We start from the raw sequence: 21,859 nt of genomic DNA on the forward strand, positions 1-21,859 counted from the left end.
TCGGCTGCGGCCATTGTCCACGCACGCGCAACGCAAGAACGCCGATCTCTCCGAGCGGCGGTTGTCGTGGGCCGGCCGGATTGCGGCGTGGTGCGCTCGGCGGCGTTTGCGCCGGTGCCGGGCGTCAGTGGTCGATGGCGATGTCGACGGCGACCGGTGCGCCCGTCGCGTCCACGTCCAGGTGGACGGGGAAGAACCCGTCACCGATGGAGGTCATCGCCATCATGACGTCGGCGCCGCCGACCGCGAGGGTGGCGGCCTCGTGGTCGGCGGCCCGGACGGCCGCCATCACCTGCCAGTGGTGCGAGTGCGGGCGGAAGTCGAGGGCGAACCTGCGCTCCGGCTCGGACCTCTTGCGCTCCTCCAAGGCGACCGCCCGCCGGTACGCCTCCCGGATCGGGAGGGAGAGCCAGCCGTAGGCGTCGTCACCCGGCGTGCCGGTGCGACCCGCACCGAACTCGGTGGCGACCTCGTCCTCGTCCCCGCCCCAGAACACCACGTCGGCGAGGCCGTCCAGGGAATCGTCGTGGACCCAGGAGCCGAGCGCGTCCGCGTCGGCGAAGGCGAACCGGGCGTGGTCGATCCTGATCCGCGTGAGCGGGCGGCGCTCGGCCACCTCGCCGTCGCCGAGCTCGATGCGGATGCGGGCCCAGCCCCACTGCCCGCGCGTGGCCGCCACCCGCAGCGCCCGGTCGGTCGGCACGCCGCCGACCGGGACGACCGGCACACCGGTGACCAGGAAGTCCGGGTCGCCCGCCGCGATCGCGTGCCGCACCCGCTCGCGGTGCGGGATCCGGCGGGGGAACCGGTGCGGCGAAGCGCTGAGCCCGCGCGCACTGCAGTGCTCGTCGAACTTCGCGGCGAACCGCTCCGCCGCGTGCTCGGGGATGTCGTACAGCCGGCGACCGGACTGGTGGTCGAACGACCGCGCGGCGGCGTCCGCGTCGGGACCGACGACCTCGAAGTCGACCGCCGCGACCCCGCCGGGTCCGCCCACCTCGTCCGGGGAGCGGTCGCCGGACCACAGCCCCAGGTACCCGCCGTCCACCAGCACCAGCTGCCCGGACGGACAGGTCACCGAACCGAGCTCCACCTCGTCCACGGCGAGCAGTCTACGAACCGCGCGCGAGCACGTGCCGGTGGCCGGGTGCGAACCCGGTGCGCCGCGGCGGCTCGTCGGGCGGCGGTGCGGGTTCGGGCGGAGTTCTCGTTGGTGTGGTCCGGGTCGTGGGAAATTGGTGGGCCGAGGCGTTGGCCGGCCAGGCGTCGACCATGTAGAATAGCGGGAAAGTGTCGCGCGATCCGTTGTACGCGAACGATGTGGCCGCCGCGTTCGGAGCGGCACCGCGGAAGTCCTTGGCAGGCAAGCACTGGCCGTCGGGGCACGGCGTCCGGCTGGACGAGGTGGTCGACCTCGTGGCGTGAACGGCGGCACTGCACACCGGGCGAGGGCCGCTGCCCGTCGTGAACGTCCCGACGCGGTTCTCGGCGATCTGCGGGACGTGGCCGCTGGATCCCGCGTTGTCCTGGGGAGCTGACGAAGAGTCCACTGTGGAGGGTCCGGCGGGGCTGCGGTTCGACCGCGGCGTGATCCCGGTTCGGACGCCACGTCGTACCGCGAAGCAGGCAGACGCACGGCAAGAGAGGAAGACATGGCCAGTACCGAAGACCAGGTCCGAACCGAACCGGGTGCCGCCGACCGCGCCGCGATCGCGGCACTGCCCGTGAACCTGACATCGGCGTGGCAGGCGCACGACGCCGCCGCGTTCGCCGACCTCTTCATCGACGACGGCACGATGATCCTGCCGGGCCTGTACCGCAAGGGCAAAGAGGACATCCGCGCCTACATGGCCCAGGCCTTCCAGGGCGCGTACCGGGGCACCAGGGTCACCGGCGAGCCCATCCACCTCAAGATGCTCAACGACGACAGCGCGGTGCTGGTCACCAAGGGTGGCGTGCTCGCGCCCGACGAGACCGAAGTCCACCCGAGCCGGGAGATCAGGGCGTCGTGGATCGTCGTGCGCCAGGGCGGGCAGTGGAAGCTGGCCGCGTACCACAACAGCCCGGTCAACGTCTGACCTGACCCGGCCTGTGCGCTCAGGCCAGGCGGGCCGCGGCCGCGGTGCGCACGGGCGTGGTGTCGATCGGGTCGTCGGCCAGGTCGCGCAGGCGCGCCCGGGTTTCCCGGGTGAGCGGCGCGCGTGCGGCGGCGAACGCCCGGACCTGTTCCTCGCAGTCCCACAGGCCTTCGACCAGCAGGTGGTCCGATGAGACGGGGCTGAGCGCGACCAACGCGTCGAGGTACGCGGCCCGTTCGTAGGAGTGGGGGGTGTCCGACCACAGTCGTCGCAGGACGGGGACGGCCCGGTGCGCCGCGGCGTGGTGGTCTGCCGTCGAACCCGACAGCCGTGACAGCCGGGCGAGGCCGGTGGCCGCGACGTCGTAGCCGCACCAGTCCTCGCCAGGTGGGCGTTCCAGGGTGGACAGCATCAGCTCGACGTCCCGGTGGTCGCCGTGCGCGGCGAGGACGCGGGTCGCGATCCGGCGGAGGGGGTGGTCGGGGTCCGCCGACCAGCGGCGCGCGTGGTCGGCGGCCCGCGGTCCCAGCGGTTGGAGGGCACGGCCGAGTCCGGGCACGGGTCGGCGCACGGGGGTGTCCAGGACGAGGTGCTCCGCCAGGTCCAGCAGCGCGGGTTCCGGACCGCGTCGGGCGATCTCGAACAGGGCCCGGGTCTTCGCGGCCCGTGGCACGTCGCGGTCGCGGAGCAGGGCGAGCAGTTCGCCGGTGGGGCGGTCGCGGTGCGGGCCGGGTCGGCCGGGAGCGCGGTCGGTTGCGGGACGGGTGGCCCAGGCGTGCTGCCGCGCCCAGGTCAGCCAGGGGTCGCTGCGCCAGAGCAGGCCACGCCGGTCGTCCGGGGTCAGGCGGCGCCGCGCGGTGCCGGCGAGGTCGTCCCACCAGGCGCGGGGCCATTCCGCGGCTGCGGTTTCGAGCACGTCGATCCAGTGCGGGCCGGCGCGGACGTGGTCCCGGACGGCGGTGACGGCCTCGCGGGACCCGGCGGTGCCGAGGGCCACCAGCAGGGAGGCGAGGGTGAGGGCCGTCTGGTCGTCCCCGGTGTCCCGGAGCAGTGCGGTGATCGGGTGCAGGGGCAGGGCGAGATCGCGGACCAGTCGCGCCAGGTACACCGCGCGGTCGTCGACCTGCCAGTCCCAGCGGTAGTCGTGCACGACGCAGTCGTGGACCAGGTCGGCGGAGGTCGGGTCGGTGGTCGCGAGCATCGCTCCCCGGCCGCGGCCGCGCTGGAGCATCCCGGCGAGGGTGTCGGCAGGGGCTGGGCGCATCGACGCCATTGTGGGCCGGGAGGGACCGGTCGAGCCAGCGGATTCGGGTCCGGCTCGGGTCAGCCGCTCTGGTTGGACGTGTGGGTTCCGGCCGCGTGCGGAGGTGGCGGGGTCGAGGCGGCCCACGGAGCGGCCAGGTGGTCGTGTCGCGCGGCGAGGTGGTCTTGCAGGCGTGCGTGGCGGAACTGGTAGGTGGCGCCGACCTGGCGCAGGATCCCCAGGCGGTGGGCTTCGGCGAGGAACGCCTGGAGCCGCCACGGCAGGCGTCCACGGGCCGCCGGCACGAGCCGTGCGCTGGTGTGGTGCGCCCACGCCGACGCGTTCAGGGCCACCACGAGGCACACGGCTGAACTGTCGAGGAGGGTGTAGACCACTCCGGGCAGCGTCACGCCCAGGTCGAGGGCGCCGGTGAAGCGGCCATCGTCGGAGTAGTGGATCAGAGTCCACGGGACGTCGGTCGTCAGCACGGGCGCCACGATCGCGACCGTCCCCGCGGCGAGGGCGAGGAGGCGATCCGCTCGAACGGACGACGCGGGCGTCACGACGTCGCGGAGACCGCTGGGGTTCTTGATCCACCTCAGGGCGGCGAAGCAGACGCCGATGACCGCACCTCCCACGAGCCCAGCCGACGCGGCGTCGAGGGCGGCGGTAAAGCTGCCCCTGCCGAGGCTGAAGACGCAGCAGGTCGCGCCCATCAGGAGGTCGAGCAACGCCGCGACGGACATCCACAGCACCACGCGCCGCCAGGGTGAAGCGGTCGTCGGCGCCCAGCGGTGCAGCTGCCACCAGGCCAGGTCGTAGGTGCCCTGTCGTCGCAGCCCGGCGGCGAGGTGCGTCAGGTGGTGCGGGGCCCGAGCCGGGTCCCGGCGGCGCCGGGCGGTGTCCTGGCGGTGAGCGCGGGTGCAGAGGGTCGGGACGAAGGCGTCCAGCAGGTGGTGCTCGACGGCGGCGGGGGTGGGGAAGCGGCCGGTGTCGGTGAGTTCGGTGGGGTCGCCGGGGGCGTCGGCGTACGCGGTTCGGGCGAGGGCCACCACGAGCGGGTTGGCGAGCGCCTGGGCGGTCGGCCCGTCCGGGTGCCCGGCCAGGACGTCCCAGTGCTCCTGGCGGGGGCCGGGTGGGGTGGCCAGGCGGAACAGGGTGACGGCGTCGTCGGGGCGGACGGGTGCGGGCGTGACGACCGCCGCGCCGGTCAGCACGCGGCCGTCGGCGCGCAGGTCGTCGATCGCGCTCGGCCCGAAGGTCTCCGCGTCGGCCAGGGCCCGGTAGTCGGCGGCGATCCGGCGTCGCAGCCACGCTCGCGGGCGGTCGCGGGCCGGGGCGAACGAGGCGAGCGAGAGCAGCACCGGTCGCCGTGACCGGCCTGGTTGTCGCCCGGCCGGGTGGTGCGGTGAGCCCGGATCAGGTGACGGGGTAACCCGGCGGTCCGCGTGAGGCCGGTTCCGGGTCACGTGGACGTGGCGTGACCGCGGTCCCCGGAGGGCTGAGCCCTCGCGACTCGTCCGAGTGGACGTGCCGGACCGCGCACATGGGGGTCGCACCGCCGGGTAGTACCGCGGGTGGCTGAGCGCGGCCGGCACAACTCCGAGTGGGAGTCAGCAATGGGAAAGTCAATCGTGCAACCGAGGTCGGGGGCGGGTGGGCGGTCCGCCGTCTACGTCGACGGCCCCTATCCCGGCACCGAGGAGACCGCGGCGGAACTGGCGACCTCCGGGTTCGACACCGCGATCCTCTGGAGCCTGCACGTCCACGAGAACGGCGACCTCTACTACAACGAGAACCTGATCGTGTCGGAGGGGGAGTACTGCGGCGACGAGGGCTGGCCGACCTGGGTGGCGTCCTTGAAGACCAGGCCGGACTCGAAGGTCGGTCGCGTCGAGGTCTCGATCGGCTCCTACGGCGCCGCCGACTGGGAGAACATCGAGAGCCTGGTCCTGCGGCGCAGCGACGACGGCGGGACCGGGCCGGACAGCATCCTGTACCGCAACTTCAAGGCCTTGCAGGACGAGCTCCGGGTCGACGCGCTCAACAGCGACGACGAGTCGTGCTACGACGTGGACTCGACCGTGGAGTTCGCCAGGATGGCGGAGGGGATCGGGTACCGGAAGTTCACCTTCGTGCCCTACGAGGAAGTGGACTACTGGAAGGAAGTCGCGAGGGAACTCGGCTCCCTGGTGGACCGCGTCTACCTGCAGTGCTACGCGGGAGGCGGGGACAACGACCCCGCGGAGTGGGTGGGCGAGCTGGGCCTGGCGGTCGACCCCGGGCTGTGGTGCAAGCACGGCTCGGACTGCCGCGAAGGCGACTCGCCGGAGGAGGTCGGGCAGGCGTTGCGGGAGATGGGCACGACCACGCCGATCTACGGCGGCTTCATGTGGCGCTACTCCGACATGCGCCTGTGCTCGAAGCCGGGGCAGACCGTGGCGGACTACGCGGCGGCGATCAACTCCGCGACCGGCGCCAAGGACGTGTCGAAGCCCGCCGCCACGGGCCGGCCCGGACGATGAGCGGTCGCGCGGTGCCGTGAACGCGGGCGACCGGCACACCACCCGCCGTCCCCACCGGCCCCGGATCACGCACCGGCCTCGATAGGATCGCCGCTCCGGCGAGAGCGGGGAGGAACGGCGAGGGTGACCGGCGACGACGTGCTGGAGATCCTGGACGCCCTGCGGGAGGCCGGCAGCGACGTGTGGATCGGCGGTGGCTGGGGCGTCGACGCCCTGCTGGGCAGGCAGACCCGCCCACACCGGGACCTGGACCTCATGCACCGCGGTGAACAGGAGCCGGCCGTCCTCGCGACCCTCGCCGAAGCGGGGTTCGCCGAATCGGTCGACTGGCGTCCGGTGCGCTTCGTCGTCGCGGACGCGAAGGGCCGCGAGATCGACCTGCACCCGCTCGTCTTCGCCGCCGACGGGAGCGCGACGCAGGCTTCGCCGGAACCAGGGCGCCCGTTCACCTACCCGGCCGCGTGCTTCGTCACCGGCACGATCCTGAACCGCACCGTGCCCTGCCTGTCCGCCGAGCAGCAGGTCTACTTCCACCAAGGCTACGAGCCGACCGACCGGGACCGCCACGACATGGCCCGGCTGCGCGAGGCGTTCGGGATCGCCACCCACTTCTGACCCGCCGCACGTGCCCGCCGGCGGTCCGTTCCCGCACGTGCCCGCTGTGTGCGAGCGCGGACCGCCGGTGATTCCGGGTGTCAGAGGCGTGCCGCGCCCTTCGCGGTGGTGGTCGCGGCGGCTTGCGCACGTCGTTCACGGGCGCGTTCCTCGGCGGTGCCGCGAACGCCGTCGGCGGCGGCGGACAGGGTGGGTGCGGAGTGGTCGCCGACGATCCCGCCGCGGATGCTGTTGTTCGCCGCCACCTCGGCCACCGGGTTGTTCGCGGTCAGCCGGAGGACGCCGTTGACGATGTTGTCGTCCAGGGTCGTGCGGCCGCCGGTCGTGTTCGAGATGCCGACGTCCCGGGCGAAGTAGCCGCCGGAGGCGCAGCTGTCGAGGCCGCCGTTCGGGCCGAGCTGCACGCCGCCGAGGTTGCCGGCGAACGTGGCCCGACCGCCGACGGCGGTGCCGCAGACGACGCTGCCGGTCGGGTTGTTCAGCACGGACAGCGCGCCGTCCACGAAGCTGTCGTGCAGGTCGGTGAAGTACGCCGCGGTGGTGCCGACGTCGCCGGTGACCTCGCTGCCGGTCACGCTGACCTCGCCGACGCCCGAGGTGAGGTCGCCGTCGATCCTCGAACCACGCTCGACGAACAGGAAGCCCTCGATGGTCGCCGTGCCCTTCGGCTCGACGACCACGCCGCCGACGTCGGTGTTGTTCAGGTAGAGCCCGAAGCCGCCGGCCGCGAGGGTGATCCCGCCGTCGACCTTGGTGTCGGTCGAGTCGAGGTAGCCGTCGGCCGCGACCTTGACCGAACCGTTGACCGTGCCGCCGGTGATCACGAGGTTCGAGCCGGCGGCCACGCGCACGTTGCCGGTGACGGTGGTGCCGGTCAACGAGCACGACTCGCCCGGCGGCACGTACAGGTCGCTGGGGACCGTGACGGCGCCGCCGCTGCCGACGCAGTACATCACCAGGTCCGCGCGCGCGTCCTGGGCGGCGCCCAGCACCGACGCGGCGACGATGGCGCTCAAGGTGGCGAGCGCGGGTGCGGTCCGTCTGGTCATCTCGGTTCTCCCTGTTGCGGTGGAAGGAACTACTCGCCGATGTCGGATCGCGAGGCCGCGCGCACGATGACGGCCTGCTCCCTCGTGGTCAGCACGCCCCTGGCCACCAGGTCGGTGGTGACGAGGTCGACGTGCCGGACGAAGGCGCCGTGGTCGGGGTGCTCGCCGTGCTGGTCGACGAGGTCGCTGACGGTGCAACCGTCGCCGGTGTCGACGTTCGCGACCCGGGTGTCCTCGTCCCCGATGACCACCGTCGGCCGCGTGTCGGAGTCGGGGCAGGCGTCCGCACCCGGTTTCACCACGGTGAAGGACGCGGACTTCGCCTCGGCGGCGTTGCCGGCCTTGTCGGTGGCGCGGTACCGCACGGTGTGGCTGCCCGCCGCGCCGACCACGACGGGCGACGAGTACGCGGTCCACTCGCCGCTGTCGAGCGCGTACTCGACCCGGTCGACGCCCGACTGCGCGTCCGTCGCGGTGATCGTCACGGTCGCGGTGTCCAGGTAGGCGCCGTCGGGGTTCCTGGCCCCGGACACCACGGCGGACGTCGTCGGCGGCTCGGTGTCGACCGGCGTGGTGACGACGGTGAAGGCCACCATGCCCTCAGGCGAGGTGTTGCCCGCGTTGTCCGTCGCGCGGAAGTGGACCATGTGCGATCCGGGCGCGGTGACCTCGACCGGCGCGGTATACGCCGTCCACGGCCCGGAGTGCAGCTGGTACTCCAGGCCGCGCACGCCCGAGTCCGCGTCGGTCGCGGTGATGGTGACGGTCGCCTTGTCGACGTAGTTGCCCTGCGCGTCCTTGGTCCCCGCGACGTCGGCGGCCACCTCGGGCGGTGTCGTGTCGGACGGCGGTTCGACCACGCGGAACGACACCGAGCCGATCTCGGAGGTGTTGCCCGCCCGGTCGGTCGCCCGGTACTGCACGGAGTGGTCGCCGACCGCCGTGACGCGGACCGGCGCGGTGTAGGGCGCGAAGCCGGTGTCGTCCACCTCGTACTCGACCGACGCCACCCCCGAGCCCGCGTCGGAGGCGGTCACGGTGACCGTGGCGCTGCCGAGGTAGTTGCCGGCGGCGTCGCGCGGGCCGGTGACCTCGCCGGCCGCGGTCGGCGGGGTGGTGTCCTCACCACCCTCGGTCACGGTGAACTCGCCGGACATCGTGCCGTGGCCGGGGATCGTGCACAGGTAGCGGTACTTGCCCGGGGTGAGCGTCACCGCGGCCTCGTGCCTGCCGTTGCGCGCGTCGAACGGGTTGGCCAGGATGTTCAGCTCCACGTCGTGGTTGTAGCCGGGCGTGGAGGTGTCGAAGGTGAGCGTGTGCGGCATGCCGGTGGTGTTGCCGGTGGCCTCGCTGTTCTCGAAGACGATCGTCGTCGGGCCGGGCGCCGCGGTGCTCGGCGCGGACTTGTAGCGGGTGATGTCGTTGTCCGCGGTCCAGGTCAGCACCTGCTCCTGGGCCTGGACGGGAGCGGACGGCAGCGCGGTGGCCGGGAGGACGGCGGCCAGGGACAGCAGCGCCGCGGCCACCGCGGCGGTCGGACGTCGGAACATGGTGCACCTTCCTGAGCGCGGACCTGCCGGACGGCTAGAGCGACCGCACTCGGATGTTGCGGAAGTCGATCACGTCGGACGCGCCGTGGTTCTGCAGGCCGAGGAAGCCCTCGGCGAACTGGCGCAGGTCCGTCGGCGGGTCGCTCGGCCGGGACGACTGCTTGCCCGGCGCGTTGTCGAACTCGTTGATCACCACGCCGTCGCGGACGATCGTGTAGTGCTGCCCGACGACCCGGATCTCGTAGTCGTGCCAGCCGCCCTTGGCGGGCGCGCCGGACGGCGGCAGCCCGACCGGGTCGAAGTTGTAGACCGATCCGGTCTTCTGCGGCTCGCCGGTCTCGCCGTCGTAGATCTGGATCTCGTGCCCGCAGTAGATCGCCACCCACGCCGCCGACGTCCGCGCCGAGCCGACGGTCCCGCAGCTGTCCGGCGGGCGTTGGTCCACGGGCGTGCGGGGATCGGGGAACCTGGTGAACACGCCGCTGTTGGCGCGCACGCCGTCCGGTGACATGTCGCGGAACTGGAGCTTCACCGAGAAGTCCCCGAACTGCTCGCGCGCGTACCAGAGCATGCCCAGCCCGCCGGAGGAGCGCAGCGCGCCGTCCGGCTGGATCGAGAACGACCCGGACGGCGCCTGGACCCAGCCCCGCAGCGACGCCGCGGTGCCGTCGAAGATCGGCTCGTAGCCGGTGTTGCCCGCCGTGCCGATGTCGGAGCCGGCGGCGGCGCGGGCCAGCGCGGTGTTCTCGCGGGCGGTGAGCACGCCGTCGCGCTGCAACCGGTCGGCGACCTCGGTGACGTGCCGGACGAACGTGCCGTGGTCGACCCACGGGCTCTCGTCGTCGATCAGGTCGTTGACCGTGCAGCCGCCGCCGACCGGCTTGTTGGCCACGCCCGAGTCCGACTCGCCCAGCCACACCGTGGCCCGGTCGTCGGGGACCGCGCAGCCGACGTCCACGGTGAGCGGCACGACCTGCGTCTCGCCGTCTGCGTAGGTCACGGTGAGCTTGGCCTGGTACTCGCCCACCCGGTCGTAGGTGTGCCGCGGGTCGGCCTCGGTGGACGACGTGCCGTCGCCGAACTCCCAGCGGTGCGACGCGCCACCGGACTTGGAGCCGGTGAAGGCGACGGTGAGCGGCTTGCCGTGCACCGCGACCGAGCCGGCGGCCGGCTTCGGCGTCTTCGCGCCGCCTTGGTAGGTGATCCGGATCAGCTTCTGGTTGGGGTGCAGGCTGAAGAACCCACCGCCGTAGTCCAGCAGGTAGAGCGCGCCGTCCCGGCCGAACTTCGCGTCCATCCAGCTCTGGAGCCGGTCGTCGCCGAGGCCGCCGGGGATGATCGCGCGCAGGCTCTCGGCGAAGGCCGGGGGAGCGGCGGTCGGCACACCGGCCGGGTCGACGGTCACCGCGACCCGGTTGGCCGAGTTCGACTGGTCGCCGATGAACCACTTGTCGTCCCAGTACTCCGGCCACGCGACACCGCTGCCGGTGTCGACCAGCTCCCGGTGGTAGGTCGGTCCGGTCATGACGGCCTGGCCGCCACCGCGCAGGTACGGCTGGGTGTAGGTGGCGTCGGCGGCGTTGTAGGTGGGGATGCCGCTGCCGTCCGGGCGGTCCGGGAACACCGGGCCGCCGCCTCCCGGCGCGTACCAGATCATGTTGTCCTTGACCGGCGGCAGGTCGACCAGGCCGGTGTTGCGCGGCGAGTGGTTCTTCGGCGCGTCGCAGTCGTACCAGCCGGTCAGCACGGTCGCGTCGGTGTTGCTGCGGTCGCGGTAGGGCTGCTTGTTCCCCATGCAGAAGGGCCAGCCGTGGTTGCCCGCCTCGGTGATGATGGTCGCGGTCTCGTACTTGGCCGGGCCCAGCTCCGGGCTCGGTTGCAGCGCGTCCGGACCGACCCAGGCGGCGGTCAGCCACTGCGTGACGGGGTCGATCTGCAGGCGCGAGATGTTGCGCACGCCCATCACGTAGATCTCCGGGCGGGTCTTCGCGGTCCCCGGCGGGAACAGGTTGCCCGGCGGGATCGTGTACGTGCCGTCCGGCTCGGGGTGGATGCGGATGATCTTGCCGTTGAGGTCGTCGGTGTTGCCGGCCGTGCGGCGGGCGTCCTGGAAGGACAGTCCCTCCCACTCGGCGGTCCAGTTGTTGCCGGAGTAGCCCTGCGAGCCCAGGGAGGAGTTGCTGTCGCCGGAACCCACGTACAGGTTGCCCTTGGCGTCGAACGCCATGCCGCCGCCCGCGTGGCAGCAGCTGTGCTGCTGGACCTCCCACTGGAGCAGGTCCTTGCGGGTGGCCAGGTCGATCGTCTGCGTCGCGCGGTCGTAGGTGAGGCGCGAGATCGTCCGCTTGCCCGTCCGCTTCTCGCGGTCGACGGTGTCGTGCGGCATCCAGTAGACGTAGAGCCGGCCGTTCTCGGCGAACGCCGGGTCGGGCACGATGCCCAGCAGGCCTTCCTCGTTCTTGACGAGTTCCGTTCCGCTGCCGCGGTTGCCCATCACCGGCAGCGTCGCCAGCAGCTTCACCTGCTTGGTGTCAGGTCGGAACTGGTGGATCGTGCCGCAGCCGAGGCCGACGTGGGGATCGGTCCACGCGACGACGGGGCCGGTGGGGCAGGCGGCCTTGCCGACGTAGAACACCGTGCCGTCCGGGGCGACGGTCAGGCCGTGCGGCTCGCCGATCTGGTCGAGCCGGCCGGTCTGGTTGGCCGCGGTCAGCCGCTCGACCTCGTAGTTCGACGCGATGGTGGCCTGGCAGTCGCCGCGCACCAGGCCGGTCGTCCACTTCAGGGCGCCGGTCAGGTGGCTGCGGAGGGCCTGCTCGCCGTAGCCCTCTTCGGTGTGGCCCATGCCGGTGTAGAAGGACCGACCGCCCTCGTAGTCGCGGCACCAGGAGACCGGGTGGAACGGGCCGTTGGCGCCCGGACCGGGGTCGTAGTGCCGTTCCTCGACCTGGGCGACCGTGTGCACGACGCCGACCGGGTTGGGCTCCCAGTTGTACCAGCGGTCCGATCGGGCGAGGGTGAGCGGCAGGCCCTCGTTCGCCGGGTGCTGCCGGTCGAGGAGGTTCACCACGGACCGGTGCACCTCGGGGTCCGGTATGGGTGTCGGGTCGCCGGCGTACAGGCGCAGGTCGGCCAGCTGGGTGATCGGCTCGCCCCCGTTGGCCGTGATGTCCAGCCGGTAGTGCTGGAACGACCGCGGTTCGGCGATGGTGAACGTGCGGCTCTGGAAGCGCTCCGGGAAGGTCTGGCCGGTCCGGCGGTCCAGGTCGGTCCAGGTCGTGCCGTCCGCGGAGCCCCGCAGCGTCCAGTCCTTCGGGTCGCGGCCGGGTGCGTCGTTGGCCGAGGTGAGCGTGTAGCGGTTGACCGCGGCGGCGGCCGGCAGCCGGTAGGCCGCCCACGCCGTCGTGCTCCGGACCAGCCACTTGGTCTCCGGCTTGCCGTCGGCCAGCATCTCCTTGGTCTCGTTCGGCGGGTTCTCGGCGCTCGCCGTCACCGCGCTCGCCGTCTCGGGGGTGGCGGTGGTGCCGACGGGACGGGTCCCGATGAGACCGGCGAACCAGGACGACTCGGGCTGCGCCTTCGCGGCGTCGGCCACCCCGAGGAACCCGCCGCCGTTCTTCACGTAGTCGCGCAGCGCCGCTTCCTGGTCACGGCTGAGCGTCGCGCCGGAGGCGGACAGGAACACGACCGCGCGGTACCCGGCGAGGGTGTCGGCGGTGAACACGGCCGGGTCGGACGACGCGTCGACGGCGATGCCGTTGGCGGCCCCGATGTCCCGGAACGCCTCGGTGGCGCGGGCGACCGGGTCCTGCTGCTCGGCGGCCGGGCCGTGGAAGACCAGGACCGACGCCGACGCGGCGGTGGTGATCGGCGCCTGCCGCGGCACGGCCGGTGACGCGGTCGCCGAGGTGAGTGATCCGCCGAGCAGGACCGCCGCCGCGGTCACCGCCGACAGCGCCCTCCTCCCTGTTCTCCCGCGGTGTCCGCCCGGAGAGGTCGTTGGCCCCATCCCTCACTCCTTCGTCGTCGCCGGCCACGAGGTCATCGCGTGGGCGAGTGCTGGTGCTGCCCCTCGGTCGGGGCGTGCGCGGTCGCCGCGCCGTGGCTGTGCCCGCGGAACCGGTCGATCGCCTCCTGCGCGCCGGGCGGCATGCTGCCGTCGGCGTTGCGCACGAGGAAGATCCCGGACATCCCGGTCTCCGAGTGGTTCTGCACGTGGCAGTGGTACATCCACGCGCCGGGGCCGACGCCGTCGCCGGCCAGCACCTGGAACCCGAACGAGCTGCCCGGGTTGAGGTCCTTGTTGTCGATCACCCGGCTCGGGTCGGACGCCCCTTCGAGCATCCCGGTGCGGTTGTCGGCCCACCGGTGCGCGTGCAGGTGGAACGTGTGGAACTGGTTGCCGTGCCCGATCGCGATCCACTCCACCCGCTGGCCGAGGTCGGCCTCGAAGATCGGCGTGTGCGGCGCGACCAGGTTGTTGACGGTCATCTCGTTGAACACGACGGTGAACTGCTTGTCCGGCAGGATGTCTCCGCGGCGGCGCACGACCAGCGCGCCGTACAGCCCGCGCGCGATGCCCAGGGAACCGTGGTCGGTGCCCATGGCGTGGTCGTGGTAGTGCCAGTAGCCCGCGTTGCCGGGCATCAGGCGCCTGCCCGAGGTGGCGGTCATCTCCCGTGATCGCCAGGTGTAGGTCCGCGTCTCGCCGGGGTTGTTGAAGGAGGCGTTGAGCGGGCTGCCGTCGGACTCGACGCCGTAGTCGACGCCGTGCGGGTGGATGGACATCCGCCGGTCGGTGTTGTTGACCAGGGTGACTTCGAGCGTGTCGCCCTCGTAGATCTCCAGGACGGGACCCGGCACGGTCGCCTGACCGGGCGCCAGGCCGTAGCCGTACAGGTTGTCCGGCAGGGCTTCCGCGTACAGGGTGACCTTCTTGACCACGCCCTCCTGCGCGTTGGCGACGTGCCGGGGCGCCACCGGGCCGAGCGCCACGGCGGCCGGCACGGCGAGCCCGGCCGTGCCGGTCGCCAGCACGGCGCGCCGGGACACGAGCCTGGTGAACCAGCCGGGTTGGGCGTGCTCGTCCATCGTTCTCCGTCCAGGTCGACGGCATTCGCCCGGAAAGGGCGGAGCCGGTGCCGGAAAGGCGCGGAACAATGAGGGCGTGAGCCGCTCGGGAATGGACTCGACGTCCATTCCTCGCGCGGCGAACAAACCGTCCGGGGCGCGCTCGCGCGGACGGCGTCGGAGGTTGTGGTTGTCCGGTGCGGTTGCGCGAAGTTCGGCAGTCTTTCGCAACAACCATCTGCAACTTATGCATGGTTTCAACGAAAGTGAAGGGCCAAGTGGCCTAACGGACCGGACAATCCGTGTCATAGTGTGGGAAAGTCGTGCATCGTTCACTCGGTCGGCCCATCGGGCCGCACTCGGCGCGGACAACACCGGTGGCTCGTGCTCGTCCGAATTCGTTCTCGGTCCGTGCCGGTTGCCGTCGATCCGCGAACGTGCTTTTTCGCCGACGATCGCGGGTCGCGGTCGGACGTCGGTTTCCGCCGGGTGCGGCGATTCGTCCGGGCGACAGCCGTGGTGTCAGAGTCGTCTCGTCGTGAACAGGGTCGTCCCGCGGGCCGGGTCCACTTCCACCCGCTCGGTCTCGGTGAACCCGAGCTTGGTCAGCACGCGGCGGGAGGCGGTGTTCCAGTCCCAGACCGTGGCCCACACCCGGTGGTGCCCCGACGACCTCGCCCAGTCCAGGACCGCCGACGCGGCTTCGGTCGCGTAACCCTGACGCCAGGCCCGGCGCAGCAGCTCGAACGCCAGTTCCGGTTCCCCTTCGGCTCCTCGGCCGCTGTCGATCAACCCGCAGTAGCCGATGACGTCACCGGTCGCCTTCCGCTCGATGGCCAGCAATCCCGTCGACGACGGCGGCTCGTCGGCGCGGATCGCCTGCTCGAGCTCCTCGACCGTGGGGCGGCCGTCGGCGTCGATCCGGCGGTGCGGCGGCACTCGCGGATCGCGTTCGGTCCACAGCTCGCGCTGGACGACGGCGTCGGCCACCCGCCACGGCCTGAGCAGCAGGCGATCCGTTTCGAGCACGACCTCGCGTCCCGGCGTCACCTCGGCTGCCATGACCGCGACTGTCCACCACGTGGCCGCTTCACCTCGCGGAGGGCTCCCCGTCCCGCCAGGGCTCGGTGGCCCGCCAGGCCTCCAGCGACGAGGACAGGCCGTCGACCAGGAGCGGGAGCTGCGGGGCCAGCGCCAGGCAGGCGACCACCTGCAGGTCGCGCAAGCGCTCCATGGCGCGCAGGACGCCCGGGTCGACCGCGCGCAGGCCGAGTTCGGCCGCGGCGGCGTCGTAGGACGCGATCGCCTCCTCGCCGGTGTGCGCGAGGTCCCACTCGACCGGGGCGACGCCGACGTGCTCGTAGTCGGAGTACAGCAGGGCGTCGGCGGTCTCGATCAGGTTGTAGAACGGGGCGTCGCCGTGGACCACTTGGACGGGCACGCCGGGGAACATCCGCGTGAACGCGGCGGGCGACGCGATGGCGGGCGACAGGACGGCCCACTCGGCGCGGGCCCGGGCCAGGTCGGCGGCGGGCAGCAGGTCGTCACGACCTTCGAGGTCGTCGAAGGCGAGGTCGACGTACCCCTGCATCCCCGGGAAGAAGCCGGTCTCGCCCGGGTACTCGGCCAGGATCGAGTGCAGGCGCGCGACGACGGGCATGCGCTTGACCACGTCGTAATCGGTGGGGGTCACGCCGTCGACCTTCTCCCAGAAGGTCATCGCGAAACCGTCGCGCTCGACGGGCTCGGCCGGGACGAGCCCACTGGGCACGACGGTCGGCTCGCCGCGTGCCGCCAGCCACCTCGACACCGCCAGCTCCGTGCGCTGGAAGCCCGTCGACGAGGTGCCGCGCGGGGTCACGACCGGCACGCGTGCGACGACCGGTGACGGCGCGAGGTCCACCACCACCGAGAAGACGTCGTACACGACCTCAGCCTCGGAAGCGTCCAGCCCCAGCGCCGTCGCGGCGTCGACGGCGGCGTCGCGGGCACGTCGTGAGCGGGCTGCGCGTTCTTCCTCGGTGATCATGAGCGCCACTCTAGGACTCGGCGCCGGGGGCGGCCGGCCACCCGACTTTAAGACCACCGTAATCCCCGGTCCCATCCTGGTTCGTGGCGTCGCGGGGCACGGCCGCGCGCGGAGACCAAGGGGGATCGATGAGCAGGACGACGTGGTGGGCACGGGTGGCGATGGGCTGCCTCGCGGTGGGGCTGGCGACCGGGCAGGCGAGCGCGGAGACGGCCGCCGTGGACCTCCAGCTGGTGGAGGCCGTGAGCCCGTCCACCGACGCCGACAAGTCCGTGCGGGCGCTGTGCCCGCGGGGCACGAAGCTGTACTCGGCGGGCGGCGCGGTCGACAACCGGTCGGGGGACGTGGCGATCGACGCCATCCGGCCGTTGGCGGACCTGTCCGGGGTCGTGGTGCGGGCCAGGTCGCTCACGACCACGCCCGCGTGGGCGGTGACCGCCTACGCGGTCTGCGGCACGGGCAACCCCGAACTGGCGCGCGAGGACCCGTTCGGCACGGCGGAGGTCGTCCCCAAGGAGCACTCCGACTCCTGCCCGGTCGCCAACAGCCTGACCGGTCTCGGTGGCGAGGTCGTCGGGAACGACGGCGCGGACAAGGCGGCCCTGTACGGGCTCGTGCCCGACGAGGGCCTGACCACGGCCACCGCGATGGGGTCCGGACCGGCGAACGCGCAGTGGACGGTGAAGGCGTCGGCGATCTGCGACGCCACGATGGCCGGCAGCCTGGTGCGCGTGGTGGCCGACTCGGGCGAGTTCCCCGACCTCGGGGCGCAGGAGGCCACCGCGACCTGCGACGACGGGTTCCGGCTCGTGGGCGGTGGCGGCTTGGTGAGCGGCGAGACGCCCGACTCCGAGGCGATCCTGGTGAGCGCCAAGCCGGACCCGGGGACCGACTCGATGACGGTGATCGCGCCGGAAGGCGCCAGCCGGTGGAACGTGGAGGCCTACGCGATCTGCCTCAAGGAGGCGTGAGCCCCGCACCGCGCGGCGTGGAGTCGGGGAACGGGCTCGGCTCCACGTCGATCTCCCGCATCCGCGAGACGTAGGCCCGGTAGCGCCGTCGCGCCTCGCCGTGGCTGCCCGCCGCCGTCAGGGCCCGGACCAGGGTCAGGTGCGCGGTCTCGTCGTAGCCGTCGCGTTCCAGGACCCGCAGGCAGTACCGGGTGGTCGCGACGTGGTCGCCGGCGGCGGCGACGTGCTCGGCCAGCGCCGAGGCGACCTGGAGGTAGGTGAGGCGGGTGTCCTCGCGCAGCTCGGCCGCCCAGTCCGCGTAGGGGTCCTCCTCCAGGAAGTCGCCGGTGTAGGCGGTCTCCGCCGAGGCGAGCAGCGCCGGCGACCGGCCCGCCAGCCCGGCCTTCGCGTCGGCGTGGAACCGGAGCACGTCCACGTCGACCGCGGCCGGGTCCAGGCGCACCTGGTCGTGGTCGGCGACGATGCCGTGCCGGTCGCACCGGTCGGGGTCGAGCACCAGGCGCGCGGTGGACAGCGCCACCGAGAACCGGTTGGCGACGCGTTCCGGCGGCTCGTCCGGCCACAGCAGCGCCATCAGCGCCTCGCGGGTCGCGGGCCGTCCCCGCCGTGCGACGAGGATCTTGACCAGGTCGCGCGCCTTCTTCGACTGCCACGCGGTTGCCGGGACCGCCGCGCCGCGGACCAGCACCTGGAACCCGCCGAGGGTGCGGATCGACACCGCGGGCCCGGTCGACCGGCCGCAGCTCTCGGCGACGGACGCGGCTTCCGCGACCAGCCCGCGGGCGCCGATCCGGCCGGCGGCCTGGCCCGCCACGGTGACCAGCGCCAGCCCGTCCGCCCCGCCGAGCACGCGTGCCTTGGCGATCGACACCTCGATGCCGCCGATCGGGTTGCCGATCTCGGCCCACGCCGCGGCGGCCTGGGCCAGCAGCGACAACGCCTCGTCGCGCCCGGTCCTGGCCCGGCCGAGCAGTTCGAGCGACGCGGCGACGGCGGCCCGGTCGCCGCGACGGGCGGCCACCGCGTGGGCCCGGCCGGCGTGGGAGGCGGCCTCGTCGGGCTCACCCCGGGCCAGCGCCAGCCGTGCGGCGGCCAGCAGCGCCGCCGGGTAGCCGAGGCCGGTGCCGCACGACAACGCCCGGCGCACGAGGTCCTGGGCGGTCCCGGGCTGCTCGTCGGCCAGCACCCGGGCCAGCCCCGCCAGCGCGGGCACCAGCTGCGGCACCGCGTCGTTCTCCTCGGCCAGCCGCACCGCCTCGGCGAAGGCGTCCCGGGCCAGCGCCCGCTCACCCCGGAGCCGGTAGACCTCGCCCAACGACTCCAGGGCCAGGCTGGCGAGCCGCGAACCCGTCCTGGTGTACACCTTCCGCGCCGCGTGCAGGTCGGCCGCGGCTTCGTCGAGCCGCCCCAGGCCCAGCCACGCCGCGCCCCGGTTGTTCAGCGCGAGCGCCCGGTAGCTGGTGAACCCCGTGAGGTCGGCCAGCCGCAACGCGGTGTCCAGCTCGGCCAGCGCCTCCGCGTGGTCCGCCTCGTGCACGAGGTGGGCGGACCGGTTGACCCGGATCCTGATCTCGGCGAGCACGTCGCCGGCGAGCCGGGCGTGCGCCAACGCCCGCGCGTAGTGGTCCGCGATCGCCGGGCGGTCGCCCTCCGCGTCGGCGATCATGGCCAGCACGGTGTGCGCGGCGGCCAGGGCCGCGTCGTCGCCCGCTTCCTCGGCCAGCGCCGACGCCGCGGCGATCTCGGCCCGGCTCGACGCGACGTCGCCCCGCGCCCAGTGCGCGCTCGCCGCGAGCCCGCGCACCCTGGCCTCGGCCGCCGGGTCGGCCCCGGTGGTCGAGCACTCCTTGCAGGCCGCCAGCGTCCGGTCCGGCGCACCGCTGAAGTAGTGCATCGCCGCGATGCGGGCCGCCAGCGCCGGAGGCGTGCGAGCGCCCGGCGGAGTCGCCCGCCGCAGGCACGCCAGCGCCAGGCCCCACTCGCCGCGCACCTGGTGCGCCACGCCGGCCAGCTGCCACGTGACCGGGTCGCGCTCGTCGGGCGGGATCTCGGCCACGGCGGCGATCACGGTGTCCGCGCCGCCCTGCTGCACCAGCTCCTCGCCGCGTTCGGCCAGCAGGGCGCCGACGACCCGGTGCTCGCCGAGCCCGGCCAGCGCGGCGAGCGCCTCGGCGGGGCGGCCCTGCCCGGCGAGCCAGGCGGCGGCGGTCGTGCCGAGCCGTCGTCGCTCGTCGGCGCCCAGCCCGGCGCGGCCGGCGACGAACGCGCGTGCCAGCGGGATCAGGCCGAGCCGACCCGGGTCCGCGATCAGCCGCTCGACGAACAGCCCGCGGGCCAGCAGGTCGGCGAGCACCCGCGCGGCATCGGCGAACCCGAGCGCCGCCAGCAGGTCGGCGTCGAAGCGGTCGAACAGCGCCGCGACCGCCAGCAGCTCGCGGACCGGTCGCGGTTCCCGGTCGAAGACCTCGTGGGCCAGGTAGTCGTACAGCGCGCGGTTGTGCGGCAACGCGGCGGGCGGTGCGTGCCGCGTCGATCCGGGGCCGGTCGTCGGGTTGCGGCCCAGCGCCTCGGCGGCCATCCGCACCGCCACCGGCCAGCCGCCGGACAGGCGGTGGACCTCCGCGGCGGCGCGGTCGTCGGCCACCAGCTCCCGCGTCTCCCGTTCGGTGAACGCCAACTGCGCGGCGGTCACCTCCAGCGGCCCGGACGGCCGCTGCACCGGGAACGGCGGCGGCTCCCGGCCGGACAGCACGACGTGCAGGGCAGGCGGCGCGTGCAGGCACAGCGCTTCGAGCAGGCCGCACGTCCGGTCGTCGCGGCCGATGACGTGCAGGTCGTCCACCACCAGGAGCAGCGTCCGCCCGCCGGCGGCCTCGGCGATCGCGTCGCACAGGGAGGCGGCCATCGCGTGCGCCCGGTCGGTGCGCCCGGCCTCGCCCGCGGCCTCGTCGTCGGCCAGGACCGCGGGCGGCTCGAAGCGGAGCGAGGGCAGGACGACGCGCAGGGCCCGGGCGAGGCGGACGAGCAGCGGCTGGGCGGAGCGGTCCTCCTCGGTGAGCGTGTGCCAGGCGACCTCCGCCCGCGCGGTCCACCCGGCGAGGAACGTGGTCTTGCCGTACCCGGCGGGCGCCACCACCGTCGTGATCCTGCTCGACCGCGCCGCGGCCAGCAGGTAGTCCAGGCGAGGCCGCACGACGGTGTCGGTGGTCCCGGTCTGCGTCACACGTAATCCATCGCACATCGATGCCCGTTGATGCGAGCTCGTCGCCGGATTCACCCGATGTGATCAGCCCGGGTGGCCGGTCGGCCGTGCCGCCTTATGCCGACGCTAAGGCCACCGGAAGGCGCGTGACGACCGTGGTGCGCGACCACCTCACCGACCTTCCAAGGGGCATCGATGAAACTCCGGACCTCCCGCGGGAAACGACACCTGCCGGGCACCGCGATCGTGCTGCTGCTGATCGCGGCGCTCGCGCCCGTGGTGACCACGTCGGTCGCCAGGGCCGAGGACCCGTGCGCGGACCGTCCCGCCACCGAGCTGGACCGGCGCGCCGACTGGCGCTGCGTCGGGCTCGCCACCTACGCCGATCCCGCCGCCGTGCCGCGGCCGGTCGCGCTCACCGACGAGGAGGCCCAGCGGCTGGACGTGACCCAGCCGGAGAGCTGGGAGCTCGGCGTCGCGGTCTCCCCGGACGGGCGGCTGTACCGGCAGATCACGCCGTCGCCGGTCGGCCCCGAGGAGACCCGCCCGGTCAACCCGACGCCGGCGGACGAGGACCCCGAGGGCGAGCCGCGGCCCGACACCGACGAGCGCACGGCGGGGGACGGGTTCGGCACCCGCACGGTGTTCGACGCCGACGACCGCGTGCTGCGGACCGCGACCACGGGCTACCCGTGGCGGGCGATGGGCTCGATCTCGGCGCCCGACTCCACCACCTCGCACTGCTCCGGCTCCCTGGTCGGGCCGCGGCACCTGCTGACCGCCGGCCACTGCATCCACCAGGGCGGCGGCGGCAAGGGCCAGGGCTGGTTCCCGAACCGCAAGGTGGCTCCGGGCCAGAACGGGATCGGCGCCTACCCGAACGGCCTGAAGAACTCCACCTGGTACTTCAGCGTCTCCGGCTGGTACGACTGGGGCAACCCGGCCTACGACTACGGGATGATCGTGCTGGCGGACCAGGAGTCCACCGCGCGCCTGGGCTGGCTCGGGTGGCGTCCCCGCGGGTACTGGGGCGGGCACTGGACGTTCGGCTACCCGGGCTGGGACCACCAGTGCGCGGCCTCGCCCTCGGCCGACGGGCAGTGCGACAACCACCTGTACGGCGACGACAACTCCACGAAGATCGTGCTGGCCAAGATGATCAAGACCCGCGCCGATACCCAGACCGGTCAGAGCGGATCACCGATCTACCAGTACAACGGCGGTGACCGGCGGGTGATCGCGATCATGGCCTACCACGGCAACTGGGGCACCAAGGTGACCGGGAAGAGGTCCGACAACTTCTGCCACTGGATCCACCTGCAGCCCAGCGCGTTCAACGACCACGAGTGCGAGTAGGGCCACGGGCGCCGAGGGCCCGCCTCGGCGCCCGTGGTCGGGGCGATCCACCACCTGAGCCACGACCGGCCGGCGTGCGCGCCAGGTCGTGAGCCGATGTCGCGGGGCCGGTCGCGTTCGGATCTGTTCGGATCCGTTCGCACCGGCCCTCGCGGCGTCGCGGACCGGATG

At 73.2% G+C, this 21,859-nt stretch carries 16 protein-coding genes; 6 read left to right on the forward strand and 10 right to left on the reverse strand.

Translation table 11 applies throughout. The features are described 5' to 3' along the window. Nucleotides 1–124 precede the first annotated feature (124 nt). Nucleotides 125–1,102 (reverse strand): hypothetical protein, encoded by a 978-nt coding sequence (locus AB0I91_RS24180; protein WP_499638914.1) that lies wholly within the window; start codon nt 1,100–1,102, stop codon nt 125–127. A gap of 188 nt (nt 1,103–1,290) precedes the next feature. On the opposite strand from AB0I91_RS24180, the gene AB0I91_RS24185 reads away from it, so the two are divergent. Then, nucleotides 1,291–1,425, forward strand: a complete 135-nt coding sequence (locus AB0I91_RS24185) for a hypothetical protein (protein ID WP_498777265.1) — start codon at nt 1,291–1,293, stop codon at nt 1,423–1,425. A gap of 227 nt (nt 1,426–1,652) precedes the next feature. Then, the gene (locus AB0I91_RS24190; RefSeq protein WP_498777267.1) at nt 1,653–2,078 is read left to right on the forward strand and encodes an SgcJ/EcaC family oxidoreductase; all 426 of its coding nucleotides are present in this window, start codon (nt 1,653–1,655) and stop codon (nt 2,076–2,078) included. Between the two features lie 19 nt (nt 2,079–2,097). Here the strand turns inward: AB0I91_RS24190 and AB0I91_RS24195 are convergent, their stop codons facing one another. Further along, nucleotides 2,098–3,342 carry a hypothetical protein gene (locus tag AB0I91_RS24195; protein ID WP_499638916.1) on the reverse strand — a complete coding sequence of 415 codons (1,245 nt, stop codon included), beginning with the start codon at nt 3,340–3,342 and terminating at the stop codon, nt 2,098–2,100. Nucleotides 3,343–3,401: 59 nt separating this feature from the next. Beyond that, nucleotides 3,402–4,685: a hypothetical protein gene (locus tag AB0I91_RS24200; RefSeq protein ID WP_499638918.1), complete on the reverse strand. Its 1,284-nt coding sequence runs from the start codon at nt 4,683–4,685 to the stop codon at nt 3,402–3,404. A gap of 255 nt (nt 4,686–4,940) precedes the next feature. On the opposite strand from AB0I91_RS24200, the gene AB0I91_RS24205 reads away from it, so the two are divergent. Both AB0I91_RS24205 and AB0I91_RS24210 read left to right on the forward strand, forming a co-directional pair. Beyond that, nucleotides 4,941–5,846: a lysyl endopeptidase gene (locus tag AB0I91_RS24205; protein WP_499638920.1), complete on the forward strand. Its 906-nt coding sequence runs from the start codon at nt 4,941–4,943 to the stop codon at nt 5,844–5,846. Between the two features lie 123 nt (nt 5,847–5,969). Further along, nucleotides 5,970–6,461 carry a nucleotidyltransferase domain-containing protein gene (locus AB0I91_RS24210; protein ID WP_499615611.1) on the forward strand — a complete coding sequence of 164 codons (492 nt, stop codon included), beginning with the start codon at nt 5,970–5,972 and terminating at the stop codon, nt 6,459–6,461. An 80-nt stretch (nt 6,462–6,541) separates the two neighbouring features. Here the strand turns inward: AB0I91_RS24210 and AB0I91_RS24215 are convergent, their stop codons facing one another. The 6 genes from AB0I91_RS24215 to AB0I91_RS24240 form a co-directional block, all read right to left on the reverse strand. Further along, the gene (locus AB0I91_RS24215) at nt 6,542–7,510 is read right to left on the reverse strand and encodes a hypothetical protein (RefSeq protein ID WP_499638922.1); all 969 of its coding nucleotides are present in this window, start codon (nt 7,508–7,510) and stop codon (nt 6,542–6,544) included. 29 nt (nt 7,511–7,539) lie between these two features. Further along, nucleotides 7,540–9,060, reverse strand: coding sequence for an OmpL47-type beta-barrel domain-containing protein (locus tag AB0I91_RS24220; RefSeq protein ID WP_499638924.1), 1,521 nt, complete (start codon nt 9,058–9,060; stop codon nt 7,540–7,542). 34 nt (nt 9,061–9,094) lie between these two features. Continuing rightward, on the reverse strand, nt 9,095–13,069 hold the full coding sequence (locus AB0I91_RS24225; protein ID WP_499638926.1) for a ThuA domain-containing protein: 3,975 nt from the start codon (nt 13,067–13,069) through the stop codon (nt 9,095–9,097). Between the two features lie 32 nt (nt 13,070–13,101). Beyond that, on the reverse strand, nt 13,102–14,151 hold the full coding sequence (locus AB0I91_RS24230) for a multicopper oxidase domain-containing protein (protein WP_499638928.1): 1,050 nt from the start codon (nt 14,149–14,151) through the stop codon (nt 13,102–13,104). A 501-nt stretch (nt 14,152–14,652) separates the two neighbouring features. Next, complete coding sequence (locus tag AB0I91_RS24235) at nt 14,653–15,192, reverse strand: GNAT family N-acetyltransferase (RefSeq protein ID WP_498777285.1); 540 nt, start codon at nt 15,190–15,192, stop codon at nt 14,653–14,655. A gap of 28 nt (nt 15,193–15,220) precedes the next feature. Beyond that, complete coding sequence (locus AB0I91_RS24240) at nt 15,221–16,159, reverse strand: aminoglycoside phosphotransferase/kinase family protein (RefSeq protein ID WP_499638930.1); 939 nt, start codon at nt 16,157–16,159, stop codon at nt 15,221–15,223. A 128-nt stretch (nt 16,160–16,287) separates the two neighbouring features. Here AB0I91_RS24240 and AB0I91_RS24245 point away from each other — a divergent pair, with 128 nt between their 5' ends. Beyond that, nucleotides 16,288–17,130, forward strand: a complete 843-nt coding sequence (locus tag AB0I91_RS24245) for a hypothetical protein (protein ID WP_498777290.1) — start codon at nt 16,288–16,290, stop codon at nt 17,128–17,130. Here AB0I91_RS24245 and AB0I91_RS24250 read toward each other — a convergent pair. Further along, nucleotides 17,117–20,353 carry a winged helix-turn-helix domain-containing protein gene (locus tag AB0I91_RS24250; protein WP_499638932.1) on the reverse strand — a complete coding sequence of 1,079 codons (3,237 nt, stop codon included), beginning with the start codon at nt 20,351–20,353 and terminating at the stop codon, nt 17,117–17,119. The genes AB0I91_RS24245 and AB0I91_RS24250 overlap by 14 nt on opposite strands. A gap of 174 nt (nt 20,354–20,527) precedes the next feature. On the opposite strand from AB0I91_RS24250, the gene AB0I91_RS24255 reads away from it, so the two are divergent. Continuing rightward, entirely contained in the window at nt 20,528–21,688 is a 1,161-nt protein-coding gene (locus tag AB0I91_RS24255; protein ID WP_499638934.1) for a trypsin-like serine peptidase, read from the forward strand. Nucleotides 21,689–21,859 lie beyond the last annotated feature (171 nt).

Origin of the sequence: Actinosynnema sp. NPDC049800, assembly GCF_040656635.1 — a bacterium.
In the GTDB taxonomy this organism is placed as follows: domain Bacteria; phylum Actinomycetota; class Actinomycetes; order Mycobacteriales; family Pseudonocardiaceae; genus Actinosynnema.

Coding starts and splice junctions, on each gene's coding strand:
- AB0I91_RS24215 (WP_499638922.1), bottom strand. CDS start 7,510: ATGACCAGACGGACCGCACCCGCGCTCGCCACCTTGAGCGCCATCGTC.
- AB0I91_RS24195 (WP_499638916.1), bottom strand. CDS start 3,342: ATGCGCCCAGCCCCTGCCGACACCCTCGCCGGGATGCTCCAGCGCGGC.
- AB0I91_RS24190 (WP_498777267.1), top strand. CDS start 1,653: ATGGCCAGTACCGAAGACCAGGTCCGAACCGAACCGGGTGCCGCCGAC.
- AB0I91_RS24255 (WP_499638934.1), top strand. CDS start 20,528: ATGAAACTCCGGACCTCCCGCGGGAAACGACACCTGCCGGGCACCGCG.
- AB0I91_RS24230 (WP_499638928.1), bottom strand. CDS start 14,151: ATGGACGAGCACGCCCAACCCGGCTGGTTCACCAGGCTCGTGTCCCGG.
- AB0I91_RS24235 (WP_498777285.1), bottom strand. CDS start 15,192: ATGGCAGCCGAGGTGACGCCGGGACGCGAGGTCGTGCTCGAAACGGAT.
- AB0I91_RS24220 (WP_499638924.1), bottom strand. CDS start 9,060: ATGTTCCGACGTCCGACCGCCGCGGTGGCCGCGGCGCTGCTGTCCCTG.
- AB0I91_RS24225 (WP_499638926.1), bottom strand. CDS start 13,069: ATGGGGCCAACGACCTCTCCGGGCGGACACCGCGGGAGAACAGGGAGG.
- AB0I91_RS24240 (WP_499638930.1), bottom strand. CDS start 16,159: ATGATCACCGAGGAAGAACGCGCAGCCCGCTCACGACGTGCCCGCGAC.
- AB0I91_RS24205 (WP_499638920.1), top strand. CDS start 4,941: ATGGGAAAGTCAATCGTGCAACCGAGGTCGGGGGCGGGTGGGCGGTCC.
- AB0I91_RS24245 (WP_498777290.1), top strand. CDS start 16,288: ATGAGCAGGACGACGTGGTGGGCACGGGTGGCGATGGGCTGCCTCGCG.